10 protein-coding genes and 2 pseudogenes are annotated in these 13100 nt (G+C 60.1%); 10 read left to right on the forward strand and 2 right to left on the reverse strand.

Features of this window, described 5'->3' with window-relative positions; genetic code table 11:
* Nucleotides 1-354: 354 nt before the first annotated feature.
* From PQR27_RS37825 to PQR27_RS37840, 4 genes are all read left to right on the forward strand, one after another.
* The gene (locus tag PQR27_RS37825; RefSeq protein WP_408528771.1) at nt 355-1716 is read left to right on the forward strand and encodes an FAD-dependent oxidoreductase; all 1362 of its coding nucleotides are present in this window, start codon (nt 355-357) and stop codon (nt 1714-1716) included.
* A 24-nt stretch (nt 1717-1740) separates the two neighbouring features.
* Nucleotides 1741-2496, forward strand: coding sequence for an enoyl-CoA hydratase/isomerase family protein (locus PQR27_RS37830; protein WP_408528772.1), 756 nt, complete (start codon nt 1741-1743; stop codon nt 2494-2496).
* Nucleotides 2493-4094, forward strand: a complete 1602-nt coding sequence (locus PQR27_RS37835) for a CoA-transferase (RefSeq protein ID WP_408528773.1) — start codon at nt 2493-2495, stop codon at nt 4092-4094. Before PQR27_RS37830 ends, PQR27_RS37835 begins: the two co-directional genes overlap by 4 nt.
* A 222-nt stretch (nt 4095-4316) precedes the next feature.
* Nucleotides 4317-5615, forward strand: coding sequence for an MFS transporter (locus tag PQR27_RS37840; RefSeq protein WP_408528774.1), 1299 nt, complete (start codon nt 4317-4319; stop codon nt 5613-5615).
* A gap of 135 nt (nt 5616-5750) precedes the next feature.
* Here PQR27_RS37840 and PQR27_RS37845 read toward each other — a convergent pair whose 3' ends face one another.
* Nucleotides 5751-6446, reverse strand: coding sequence for a GntR family transcriptional regulator (locus PQR27_RS37845; RefSeq protein WP_408528775.1), 696 nt, complete (start codon nt 6444-6446; stop codon nt 5751-5753).
* 396 nt (nt 6447-6842) lie between these two features.
* On the opposite strand from PQR27_RS37845, the gene PQR27_RS37850 reads away from it, so the two are divergent.
* The 5 genes and pseudogenes from PQR27_RS37850 to PQR27_RS37870 all read left to right on the forward strand — a co-directional run.
* The gene (locus PQR27_RS37850; protein WP_408528776.1) at nt 6843-7862 is read left to right on the forward strand and encodes a DNA-binding protein; all 1020 of its coding nucleotides are present in this window, start codon (nt 6843-6845) and stop codon (nt 7860-7862) included.
* A 4-nt stretch (nt 7863-7866) separates the two neighbouring features.
* Complete coding sequence (locus PQR27_RS37855) at nt 7867-8070, forward strand: hypothetical protein (protein WP_408528777.1); 204 nt, start codon at nt 7867-7869, stop codon at nt 8068-8070.
* 11 nt (nt 8071-8081) lie between these two features.
* On the forward strand, nt 8082-8954 hold the full coding sequence (locus PQR27_RS37860; RefSeq protein WP_408528778.1) for a hypothetical protein: 873 nt from the start codon (nt 8082-8084) through the stop codon (nt 8952-8954).
* Nucleotides 8955-9123: 169 nt separating this feature from the next.
* Nucleotides 9124-9982 (forward strand): annotated as a pseudogene (locus tag PQR27_RS37865) (PDDEXK nuclease domain-containing protein).
* Between the two features lie 26 nt (nt 9983-10008).
* Nucleotides 10009-10479 (forward strand): annotated as a pseudogene (locus PQR27_RS37870) (DDE-type integrase/transposase/recombinase); the annotation flags it as partial.
* A gap of 138 nt (nt 10480-10617) precedes the next feature.
* Here PQR27_RS37870 and PQR27_RS37875 read toward each other — a convergent pair.
* Entirely contained in the window at nt 10618-11982 is a 1365-nt protein-coding gene (locus PQR27_RS37875) for a hypothetical protein (RefSeq protein ID WP_408528779.1), read from the reverse strand.
* Nucleotides 11983-12725: 743 nt separating this feature from the next.
* On the opposite strand from PQR27_RS37875, the gene relB reads away from it, so the two are divergent.
* The gene (relB, locus tag PQR27_RS37880) at nt 12726-12986 is read left to right on the forward strand and encodes a type II toxin-antitoxin system RelB family antitoxin (protein WP_408528780.1); all 261 of its coding nucleotides are present in this window, start codon (nt 12726-12728) and stop codon (nt 12984-12986) included.
* Nucleotides 12987-13100: the final 114 nt, after the last annotated feature.

Genomic DNA, 13100 nt, shown 5'->3' on the forward strand with positions numbered 1-13100 from the left:
GCTGGGGGCGCGCACCGCTGATCCGCGCCAGGCAGGGGCCGGCCGTCACCGCCAAACGCGAGTTTGGATTGAATGACCGAAATCGCCTTCATTGCGGACCGCCGCGCGTAGGCTCGGGAGTCGGGATGTCGATGTGCTGTGGGTTGATCAGAACTTCATCAACCGTCGATCGGCCCCTTTCACGGTCGAGATGTGCTCAGGGAAAACACCAGGTTTGCGCGTCCTTGAGCGCGCGGAGGACCACCCAGTCTGCCTCTCGCGCCGTGTGCTACCCATCACCAGGGTTTGTTCCATTTATCCGTCGTTGACAACCTGTTCTTCATTCGCTAAAAATGTCGTCAACTGATATGTCAGTTGACGACAAAGAGGCGACAGATGAAAAATGCAGGAATCGACGTTCGTACAGTTGATGATCTTCAGTGTGATGTCCTTGTGATAGGTGGTGGTGCCGCTGGCGTCGCCACTGCGGTCACCGCGCGGCGTCAGGGGCTCAAGGTAGTGCTGCTGGAACGATACGGCTTTTGCGGCGGAGGGGCAGTAGCCGGGCTTTCGGGGACCGTGTGCGGTATGTATCTCGCTACAGAGCGCGTAGGCGCGAAGCCTGAGCCAGTCGTTTTCGGCTTTGCTCAGGAGTTTTGCAAACTACTGGAAGAGCGCGGGGGGCTTGGCCCGCCGCTGCGCTATGGCAAAACGTGGACACGCGTCCACGATCCTCTCGTGTGGCGGGATGCGGCTGACGCTCTGCTGAGCGAATCTGGAGTCCACGTCATCTATCACGCAGTCGCGACCGGCGTCCTGCTTGACGGGAACGAGCGCACCGAAGGCGTCACGGCGTGGACCAAGCAGGGACCCTTGACGATTCGCGCGCACATTACCGTCGACGCAAGCGGGGATGCCGATCTGGTTGCGATGGCTGGATTGGATAGTTTCGTCGGCGATGAAGGGCGTGTACAGAATCCGACCATGATCTTCCGGCTGCAAGGTGTGGATGTTGCACGCTTCACCGCGGCTTACGGTGACGACACCATCATGGGCGCAGCGATCTCGGCACTCCTGTACGAACGTCACCTCGCTGGCGACAATCTCCCCCGATCAAAAATCTGGCTCTTCCCGACAACCAGGCCAGGAGAGTTGCTATGCAACTGCACCCGGATTACTGGCACCGATGGGCGCGAACTTAATCCACTTTTCTATGAAGATTTCACGGAAGCCGAACTGAACGGCCGGCGTCAGGTGCACGCATACGCCCGCTTCCTTGGAGAGTACGTGGCCGGGTGCGAAAACAGCTTCATAAACGATACGGGCGTTCAGGTGGGCGTACGCCAGACACGTCAGGTCGAAGGCGTCTCGAAGCTGATGAACGCTGACGTCGTTGGTGCCCGCAAGTTTTCCGCTGGTATCGCACGCTCGCCCTGGCCGATTGAGCTGCACGCCGGCGCGAAACCAAAAGTGGAGTGGGTGCTGGACGACTACTACGAGGTGCCCTATGGCTGCTTCGTGCCATCCCGTGGGGAGGGTCTGCTCGTCGCCGGGCGATGCCTGTCTGCGGAACATGAGGCGGTTGCCTCCGCACGGGTCACCGCTCAGTGCTTTTCATATGGTCATGCGATCGGTCATGCCGCCGCGCTGGCCGTTCGTCAAAGGATCGAGCCGCGCGCGCTGGAACCGGAGGCGATACGCGATGCACTGGAGCGAGATGGTGCCTGTCTGCAATGAAGGGGCTTAACCAATGAAGTGTAAATGGAGAGTGTGTTGATGATTATTGTAAATAACGGCCATGTTCGTCAGTTGACCCTGAATCGACCCGCGCGTCGCAACGCGCTCGACGGCACTTCAATCGACGAACTGGGGCAGGAACTGCAGCAGGCCGATCGGGATCCAGCCGTGCGCGCAATTGTCGTGTCCGGTGCTCCTCCTGCTTTCTGTTCCGGCAGCGATCTGAAGGAGCTAAGCACCATGTCGATCCAGGAGATGTGCGACTCGGAGTCGGAGACCGCTCGAGTCGCGCGACTTATCGCAGGGTTGTCCAAACCCGTGATCGCCGCAGTCGAAGGGTTTGCACTTGGCGGCGGCTTCGTTCTCGCCATCTCGTGCGATGTCGTGGTGACCGCGTCAAACACGCGCTGGCATCTCCCTGAAGTACCAAACGGCTGGCTACCGCCCTGGGGGCTTCAAGCTCTGCTTGCCCGCGTGGGTCCCGTTCGCGCGCGACTTCTGACCTGGGCCGCAGACCCTGTCGATGGCACTGAAGCGCACCGCCTCGGCGTCGCTGACTATGTGAGCCAACCCGGGCTTGCCGACCAGGAGGCGATCTCGCTCGCTAAACGGTTAGCCGAATTGCCCCCCGATGCGATCGCGTCAACAAAACGCTTCTTCGAACCCTTCGTCACGCTCGACGGCGAGCGACTCGACAATCTGGCTTCCCGTCATTTTGCAAGCAACTGCGAAGGCGGTGCGGCACAGGCTATTTTTTCGAAATTCAAGGTGAAGTCATGACAAAGATTATCTCTGCGGCGGCGGCCGTCGCATCGATTCAGGACGGACAGACTGTGGCGTCGGTCGGGGTCATCGGATGGGTGGTACCGGAGGCCACCCTGGAAGCGCTTGGCAAGCGCTTTCGCGAAACTGGCTCACCACGCAACCTCACGTTTTACTTTCCTTGCGGCACGGGAGACGCAGTCGACATCCGCGGTATGGACCATGTGGCGCAGGAAGGTCTGATGAAACGCATTGTCTCCGGGTCTTACATCAACCCGGTCGATCCGCGTACTGGTCAGCGCCCGGCTCTGATGAAACTGATCCAGGAGAACCGGATCGAAGCGTATTCGTGGCCGATCGGTGCCTCAATGCACTGGCTGCGCGAAGTTGCGCGCAAGAGCCCGGGCTATGTGACGCGTGTGGGGGTGGGAACCTACGCAGATCCGGAATTCGGTGGTGGGAAGTTCTCCGGGCGCTGCCAGGATGATCTGATCCAGAAGATCCGGCTGAACGGGGAAGAAGTGTTGTTCTACCCGACCTGGCCCATTGACGTAGCGATCATTCGCGCGAGCAGCGCCGACGAGTTCGGGAATCTCTCATTCGAAGACGAACCGTTGGTATCGGCCGGTCTGGCTCTCGCTTTGGCGGCGAAGGCAAGTGGAGGTCGCGTCATCGCCCAGGTTCGGCGAATCGTACCGCGCGGCCAGCGACCGGCAACGTCAGTTCGACTGCCAGGCATGCTCGTCGACGCGCTCGTGGTCGAACCCAACATGATGATGAGCACCGATACTCCGTATAACGAAGCGTATCTGCGCTCGATCGGCGCAAGTACAGCGTTGCCCGCGATTCCTTTTGGTCCCGACAAGGTGATCGCGCGGCGCGCGGCGATGGAAGTACGCAAGCATGAGCTGTCGATTTTCGGTTTTGGCGCAGCAGCCGATGTACCCTTGGTAATGGCGGAGCAGGGCCTTATCGACCCCGAGACTGGATCGGAGGACTACTGGTTCACGACGGAACACGGCTCCTACGGCGGGATCGTGATGAATGGCTGGCAGTTCTCGGCGAACCTGTATCCGCAGGCCCTGCTGGATGGCGTCACGCAGTTCGACGTGATCGACGGGGGACTGTGTCGCTTTGCTGCGCTGGCATTCGCTGAATATGATTCGCACGGAACGGTCAATGTCAGCAAGTTCGGCAAGGTCAACCCAGGAGCGGGGGGCTTTATCGACATCGCAATGAATGCCCAGCGGCTCGTGTTCACGGGCTCGTTTACTACGGGTGGCCTTGATATCGCGTATGACTCAGGCCGCATGAAGATTCTTAAGGAGGGCAAGGTCAGCAAGTTCGTCGATACCGCGCAGAGCATTACCTATTCAGTCGCGAAGGGAGTTTCGGCGGGGCAAAGCGCGTTGATCGTCACGGAACGTGCCGTTTTCGAGCAGACTGCCCGAGGCCTTGTGCTGACTGAGGTGGCGCCGGGCGTCGATGTACGTCGGGATGTGCTCGAGCATATGGCATTCGCTCCGGCTCATATCCTCGACCCGTTACCGCTCATGGACGCGTCATTGTTCTCGGCCACCTCTGATCATTGCGTCGAATCGGCAATCGAGAACTAGAAAATCATCGCGACGGCGTACTTTTCTGTGGTGTGAAGTTCTATCCTGATCCGGCCAGTATGCGCACGAGATGCGATCGTTCCATCAGCCATAGGCGAACTTCTCGCTTGCCGAATACCGTACGCCCGTTCGCCACCGTTGCAGGGGATGGTTCACCTGTGTGGATCTGTCCCGGACAGCTTGACCATCTTGGTCGCTACGGCGGCTACGGAGGAGACAACTATGAAATACCGTTGGTTTATCGTTTTCATGCTATTTCTCGCCTGCGCGATCAGCTACCTTGACCGCGCGGCACTCTCGGTCGCAGCGCCGCTGATTGCGAAAGATCTGCATCTGGATCCTGCCCATCTAGGCATCGTCTTCAGCGCTTTTTTTGTGGGGTACTCGTTGTTCTGTTTCATTGGCGGCTATGCAGCTGACCGTTTTGGCGCCAAACGGGTCCTCGTCGTCGCGATCGGCCTCTGGTCAATTTTCTGCGGCTTGACCGCAGCGGCTTCGAGTCTCGCAATGCTGCTGGTCATCCGGGTCATCTTCGGTGCCGGGGAGGGCCCGTTAGCCACCTGCACGAATAAGATAGTTAGCGGTTGGTTCGAACGAAAGGAGCAGACAACCGCAGTAGGATTCGCGAATTCCGGCCTGCAGTTAGGCGCGGCGCTCGCGGGGCCGGTCGTCGGCTTGATGGCGGTCCACTGGGGCTGGCGGATTCCCTTTATCGTGATCGCCATGCTCGGGGTACTGTGGGTGCTGATGTGGTCGATATTCTCTACTGATCGACCGGAGGGCAACCGCTGGGTTCGCGGTGCCATGCCGCAGGGATCGGAGGCCGGCGCGGAGCTTCTGGCAAGCGAGCCCGTTGCACATACGCCGTTGAGCGTCTATCTGAAAAGTCCAACCATCTGGGCAACCTCGCTTGCCTACTTTGGCTACGCCTACATCCTCTATTTCTTTCTATCGTGGTTCCCCAGCTACCTGATGATGGAACGACATCTGAGCCTGTCTTCGATGAGCATCGTCAACGTCATCCCATGGATTCTCGGGTTTATGGGGATCGCTTTAGGCGGCTTTATTTCCGATCGAATTTTCCGGTTGACAGGGAATGCGCTGAAGTCGCGCAAAATCGTAATCGTGGGTGGTCTGCTGATTGCAGCTGCCTGCGTCGCGTGTGCAGGGGCGGCGAATAGCGTCGGTGCAGCAGTCGCCCTGATGGGAATCACCGTGTTCTTTATGAACCTTACACTCAGCGTGTACTGGGCCATCATCCTGGATACGGTTGAACCCGCGCGGATGGGTGGCGTGGGCGGATTCATGCACCTGCTGGCGAACACGGCCGGGATTCTCGCGCCGATTCTGACGGGCTTCCTCGTGCAATGGACCAAGGTATTCACAAGCGCGTTCCTGCTGAGCGGAGGCATCGCTCTAGCGGGTGCGCTCGCGGTGGCCTTGTTCGTGCGTGCGCCACGAAACATTTCCGAAACTCACGGCAACCTGCGCGCGCAGGTTCCCCGCCCGCTGACGGACTGACCCTGTTCGCACGTGTTTGACGGATTGGTTGGACGGCGTCGGGCAGCATGTCCGGCCTACCGACTTGCGGTGCTGTCGGGGTCGTATGAGATGTAGGGATGCGGTTCGAGAACCGCATCCTTCATAACGTAACCGCTAGAAAGTATCGAGCGCAGAGCGGGTAAACCGCTCGATGAACTGCATCAATCCGTTTGCGGCGGCCGCCGCCTGATCGCCATCGCCCTGTGCGATGGCGTTCAGCACTTTGGCGTGCAGCTGCGCACCCTCCACGTACGCGCGATTTTGCCCAATGTGCAAGTACCAGAATCTTCGCGACTGAGCATGAATTGGCTGCATGCTGGTGATCAGCATGCTGTTGTGGGTCGCGCGGACTTCCGCCTCGTGAATCACCCCGCCGGCGCGAATCCAGTCCTCCATATTTCCGCGTTCGGCTGCCGCGGCCATCACCTTGGCGAGCTTTCGGAGGTTGCTTCGCTCCTCCTGCGTCGCACGCAGCGCGGCCATGCGGACGACGAGCTCCTCTAGCGGGCGTCTTACCTCCAGCAGTTCGAGTTGCTGGCGAATATCGACACCAGCAACCAGCGTACCGCGGCGCGGTAGCATTTCAACGAATCCGACCTGGCGTAGCCGCTGGAGAGCCTCGCGGACCGGTGTCCGCCCCATTTCCAACTCAGCTGCAAGCTGCACCTCGGAGATCATGGAGCCGGGTGGCAGGCGACGTGTGATGATCATTTCTTCGATCTGCGCGAATGCGACATCAGCCAGCAACTGCTCGGGCGGACTTGCGACTTCGCGTTTGGGACTATTCTTGATGGAATTGCTTTTTCTCATTGGAGCTATTAGAAACGGTGAACTCGAGCTACACGGAGGATGGTGACCTACACAGAGGCGCCGCCTATTATCGTCAGGATACACGCGGCCGGCGAACGACATGCTCTGTGTCTCGATGGGCCTTCCATTGCGTTGGCCTCATCGGCCGCTGCCGCGACGGCGGCAACTACTCTGCTTTTGTTGGCAGGCATCTATCTTTTCGGTGGGCGGTTTCAAAATAATGTGTGGTCGCCAATTCTAGCGAGGCGGCATTGCAAGCAGCAAACGGTGTCTCAGCTCAATCTTTGAAAGACGACGCGAGCCGATGTTAACGGCCGGTCGAATTCACTCGACGACGTTCGGCGCCGCGAACAGAGATGTATGGTTTAGTGCTCTTGTCCTTCATCGGTCTGTGCGTTGCCAGTAAGGGCCGACGAGACCCGTCTCGCTGCCGAGATTGACCGGCTTAAAGCCGAATTCCCGAAAACGCGTGAGCTCTACCGCGAAGTCTGCGCGCTCATGTTTTTCCGTTTCGGCCTCACGCCGACCGCGAACCGGCTCTACCAACTGGTGAAACGGGGCAGCATGAGTACGCCAACCCAGGTGCTGGGCGAGTTCTGGGTTGAGTTGCGCGAGAAGAGCCGCGTGCGGATCGACCACCCGGATCTTCCGGCCGATCTGCAGGCCGCGGCCGGCGAACTGGTTGCGACGCTGTGGACGCGCTCGACCGCATCGGCGCAGGTGGCACTTGAGGCGCTGCGGGTCGAAGCCGAGGCGGAGAAGGTCGTCGCGCAGAATGCCGTCACGTCGATGGAAGGCGAACTGAGCCGGACCGAAACCGCGCTAGAGCAGCGCACCAGCGCGCTGCTGGCCGCCCAGGTCCGAATCCAGGAACTCGAGCAGGGGCAGGCCGCAAGTGAGGCCACGCGTCTTGCACTCGAAGCGGAAATCGCCCGGCTGCAGGACGAAAACGCCGCGCGCGATCCGGCACTGGTGCAGGCGAGGGCGGATTTCTCGGAGGAACTCGAGAAGCTGCGGACCAGCGCCGGACTTGCGGAGGAGCGACTACGGGCGACCGAGAAGCGGGCGCTGCTCGACATCGAGCGTGAGAGGGTTGCCAGCGCGCGACTCCAGAAGGAACTCGACGCCGCGACGCGTCGCACGGAGCAGGGCGAGGCACGCCACCGCAGCGAGCTGCAGGCCGTGCAGCCGCAACTTGCCGATGCGCGACATCAGGCTGGTGTCCTCGAGGGCAGCCTGGTGGCCGTGCGAGACGCAAACGCCGGCTACGCGCGTGAGCTCGGGTTGCTGCGACAGCAGATGACGCGGACGGTCGCCCCGCGCAGCTCAGGTCGCAAGGGTGAGGCTGTCGCGGTACGCGCCCGCAAGCAGCCTCGTGCGACCCGCAAGGCGGCATCGGCGAAGAAGCCGGGATAAGCGCATGAACCCGACCGCCCGGAAAAGGAAGACGGCCGTCTGTCCACCGATCGGCGCGCTGATGCGATATCGCGATCGCATCGTACGCGTGATCGCCGAAGCCAGCGGTCAACGCGCGGTGATTGAATCGGTCGATGTCAATGCCCGGTCGTTTCGCAGCGTGGTGAAATGGGCTAATCTGGCCGGTCTGAACGATCAACTCTTCTGACGCTAACCATCATGCAGCTCGACATCTTCGCCGACAGCCGCGACGTCATGCTCCGCAACGATGTGCTGGATGCCCTCCACCGGCGCGATGCAGTCTCTGCCCGGCAGGCCTGGCAGAGACTGGCAGGCGAATTCCCCGATGACGATGCCGTGGGCGGGCTGGCGACATTGATCGATGTGCTCGATAGCGATGTCACCACGCCGTTTGCCGATCATCCGGCGCTGGCTGCCGCCTGTGGTCGCCTCAATGATGAGGTTGAACCGGCGGCGCGGCGGTTACTGGGCGACGCTCCCGGAAGGGCGTGGATGGCGTCATGCTGGCGGGTGATCGCGCAGCAGGCCGCGGCCCTGCCGTTTCGCGCTGACGTCAGTGATCTTCACGCGGCGCCACTCTGGCTGCGCGCGGGCGACTGGGATGAGGCAAGACGGGCCGTCGAGCGGATCGAGTCGTGGCGCCGGATCCCGGCGCCGCTGACGTGGATGGCAGAGGTGCGACATCGCGCTGAAGGCCTGGAGTCTGCGTTGCCGTTGCTCGCTGAACTGGCATGGCTGTCACCTGGCCGGCTGGCTGATCTCTTGCACCGGCTCGCCGACGCGTCAATCGACACGTTGCGCAGGAAGTTCGACGCGAATTTCGAGGGTGCAGGCCAGACCGCCGACCTCGCGTGGTTCCCCGCGTGGGTGCTGATCGAAAAGCCGGGACTGGCACCGCTGCTGCGTGAAGCGCAGCCGTCGCGCCAGACGGCGCCGGAGCGGGGGACGCGGCTATTGCTGCAGATCCTCAGCCTCGAGCGGCAGGGTAACCAGCACGAACTGGTGGAGCGTCGCAAGGCGCTGCGCGAACTGCATGCCGGACTGTATGCTGCGTATATGAGAACCCGGTGAGCGATGCGTCGTGGAGCGCAGACCAGTTCCGATTTTGACCTCCGGAGCGCGACCCGCTTTACCTCACTGGACGAGCGCGAACTGCCCCATCGTGGGGTAAGGGCAGCAGCGATCCGGTGTTTGATAATGGTGCAACAAGCAACCTGGGGCCCGTGCATGAGCCTGAACAATGATTGATATCGCATCAAGTGGCACCGAGTACGGTAGCATCCATAGCGACATAGTCGCGCTTCTGGAGCGCGGCCGTCGTGCCGCGGCACGCAGCGTCAACGCGTTGATGACTGCAACCTATTGGGAGATTGGCCGCCGTATCGTTGAGTTCAACCAGGGCGAAAAAGATCGCGCGGCCTACGGTCAGGCACTGCTCGGGCGACTGTCAGCCGACCTGACAAAACAGTTCGGCCGGGGCTTTGGGGTTGACGACCTCGAGTTGATGCGCCTGTTCTACCAGACCTGGCCACCCACCGCAATTTCCGAATCGCTGATTCGGAATTTCGATCTCGATCAACTCGCCGACGTATTTCAGCTCTCCTGGACTCCCTACATCCATCTCATGCCTGGAAGACGCGCTGGTCCACCGGCTCGAAGATTTCCTGCTTGAACTTGGCGGCGATTTTACGTTTGTAGGCCGCCAGCGTCGGCTTCGCATTGGCGAGAGCTGGTTTCGGGTGGACCTTCTGTTTTTCCATCGCCGCCTGCGGTGCCTCGTTATCATCGACCTGAAGCTCACCGAACTTAACCATGCGGACGTGGGCCAGATGCATATGTATTGTAATTACGCCCGCGAGCACTGGACTCTGCCCGGCGAAAATCCACCAGTCGGGCTGATATTGTGCGCCCGTACCAATGCCGCCGTCGCACGCTATGCACTTGAGGGGTTGCCTAACAAAGTGCTGGCGGCCGAATACCATATGACGCTGCCGGATGAAAAACTCCTCGCCGAGGAACTTGCCAGAACACGGCGAGTGTGGGAGGCGCAGCATCGGCGTGATGAGGGTTCTGATGAGCCCGGTAGTCAACTATCCTGAAAGAACACGGACGCACTCATCTCGACGAGCCTTACCTGTTCTGGCTCGCTGTCGATCAGCACCGTGCCGAGTTCGATATCCTGCTACAGAAGCGCCGCGACAAGGCTGCGGCCAAACGCTTCTTCAAGCGCGTGCTTGCCTCGTGTGCTGAGGCACCGCGCAGGATCGTGACCGACCAACTGCGCAGCTATCCGGCGGCGAAAGCCGAGATTCCCGAACTGGCTCACTTCATGCACGTCTTCGTCAAAGCCAGCGCGCGGCTGAATGACAGGGTCGAAAACCGTCATCAGCCGACGCGCGAACGCGAGCGACGCATGCGTGGCTTCCGCGATCCTGAACGCACGCAGGCTTTCTTATCGAACTTCGGTCCGATCCGGCAGCACTTCGCGCTCAAGCGACACCTGCTACGCGCCTCGCTCTATCGCAAACAGCTCGCCGCACGCTTTGCCGCCTGGCATCGTTTCACTAAGATCGCCCAGGATCCGTCCGCTCTCTGAGCAAATGCGTGTCCTCTCAACTAATGCGTCGCGAACGCTTTAAAGTAACAGCGCCGATCCGCGGCGTTTGCTGGAAAGGCATTCCGTTCCGGGGGCATCTCCGGCGGCCGTGGAATGCCGGTGAATTGTCGATTCAGGTCAGAGCGACACGATCTGTCGCAAGAGTTCCAACGCTTTCATCTCGTCCAGGCGGCCGGTGCGTGCCTTACCCGCGAGCGTCTTGATCAGCGCCTCTGCTATCGGTTCAATACCTATCAGATCGTCCAGGCTTGTCACGGAAACATAACGGCGTGGCTCCGCGATAACCTCTGTGACGGAGGCCAGCGCAGGCTGCGGGTAGGAGGCGGACGACGGAACATCGCGGTCAACAGCTTGCCGAACGTCCGGATCGGCGGCCGATGGGAGCAGTGCATCCTGCTGGTCTACAACTGCCTTCGTTTCGGCGGCGACGCTCGTGTGATCTGCCTCCGACGGGGCGGCGTGCCGATGGCTCTCGGCTTTCGCTTTCCTAGCCGCGGACTTTCTTGCCACCGCAGCTTCCGGTTTTAATGCAGCTGGCAGTTCCTGCTGATCAGGCGCATGTCGACCCGACCGTGGATCTGGATCAAGCAGAGCCGACACCGACTCAGGGATGTCCGTGACTGAACGGGGAACGTCCAGCCAGGCAGTTGGCAAACCAAGACGTTCGGTGAAGCGGTTGGCTTCGGCGTCGTCCATGCGCTTCTGTCCATACAGACGATTGTCGAGGTTGGAAGCGCTGATACTCACTACTGCGCTGAGCCGCACCTTCGATCCCTTACGGTGGGTAAGCACATGCAGATTGGCACGACGGATGTTTTCCAACGCTGCGACGTCGTTCAGTGGCAACGATTGCTGAGCGCCTGACTTTGGAGATGCTTTAGCTTTCGCTGATGCTGATTTCGACGGGGGAGTCGTGGCAGGCTTTGCCCCTGCGGGATTACTCTTCGCGACGGCCTTTGGCGAGCTGCGATCTGTCCTCTTTGACATTTCTGATTCCTTGGGCAAACGATCTGTCGGGGTAGGGCGGGGATTCGCCTGTGTGGCGGGAGCCGTCTCCAATACCTGCCCGTACGCTGATTCCGGTTCAGCATTCGCGTGAATAAAGTCGAGCGGCGCCCTCAGGCGACTGATGGTCTCGGATGGGAGGGCAGGATGGGGGTGATCGAAAAACCCATCTGGTAGCCCGAGCGTCGTTTCGATGTGGAAGGCCGTCTCAGGTGTGAATCTCTCGCCATTCATCAATTCGGTCACGCGCGTCAGGTTGGAATCGAGTCCCAGTGCGATGTTCTCCGCGCCCACCGCATCGACCAAAAATTTAAACGAACGCGTTTTGAAAATAGACGCCGTCTGGGCCGGGTCTCGGGCAGGTGGCGCTTTTACGTATGATTTGTTCTGTCGGTGAGGTGTCGTTTTTGAAGGTTGGCGCGACTGACGCGGGCCCTTGTCCCGAGGTCCCGAGTATCGCCCGTGTGCTTGACTCATAAAGTGGGCTCTCCGCCGGTGAAATCACTATCAATGCAGGGATTATAAGGGAGGGGATGCCGGTATCGGACATACCATTAATCAATGAGTTGTTCTGGTAACCTGGATGCCAACTGCTCTGGATCTACCCGCACCCCGAACTGCGGGATAGATCCTTGTCCCGTTCGATTTCACAGTCAGTGCCGCAACGATTTGCGAGGCCTGCGCGCGTTGTGATGACGACAGATTCAACCATATCCAGACGCCATCAGCCTGGCTAACCGACCGTTGCTGCGTGCATATCCATTTGTCACCTCGGATCACGCGTGTCAGCGGAGATTAGCGCAAAGTGGCGGGCTCCCCCAATTTTTGTCCGCTCCTGGAAATCGTGGACATCCATTAGCACCTCTGTGGACACGACTAGCGGAATTAACGAACTGCAACAAATACGCGCCTATGAAGACAAGAAGGATTATCTCAATAGCACGGTTTTATAGTCGGTTTCCCGCAAACGCATCTTTACGAATCGCCGTGCGTGCACCTCGGTGAAGGTCGGTGCGAGTCCGCTCGGACACATCGACGGTAACTCGCCTTACTCTGGCCAATGCCGCGGATGAGAACGGGGGTGGACGACTACTTCTCCAACGACACGGCGCCCTGCCCGGTAGCGATCTGTTCTACCCGACGGCGCTTCCGTCCGGTTGTGGTAAAACAGCGCTCGAATGCGCCGGTCTGCGGCGCACGAATCCAATCAGGAGCAGAGGTTGAGAAGGAAGTCAGAGAACAGATCACAGGTCATCGCGGTACGCGTCGAGCCGGCAATCGAACAGCGATTGAGACTGCTGGCGGAAACCACAGGCCGCAGCCAGTCGTTTTTTCTCAAGCAGTTGATTGAGAAGGGCATCGACGCGATGGAAGACACCTGGCTGCCCCAGGAAGTGGTCGCCCAGGTCCGCAGCGGGGCACTGCCGGCGCAGCAGCATGGCGCGACCTTGGATCTGTTCGGCGATCAGATTTGCGAGTAGTGAGCAGGGCTGCACAACGTATCCGCAAGTATCGTCGCTTTGGCGAACGGTAAGAGGATGCACTCGCCGATTTCGTTCAGATCGATCGAACTTCATCGTCGGTCCTCAAATGAA

It is taken from the genome of Paraburkholderia fungorum (genome assembly GCF_046027215.1).
Lineage (GTDB): Bacteria > Pseudomonadota > Gammaproteobacteria > Burkholderiales > Burkholderiaceae > Paraburkholderia > Paraburkholderia fungorum_D.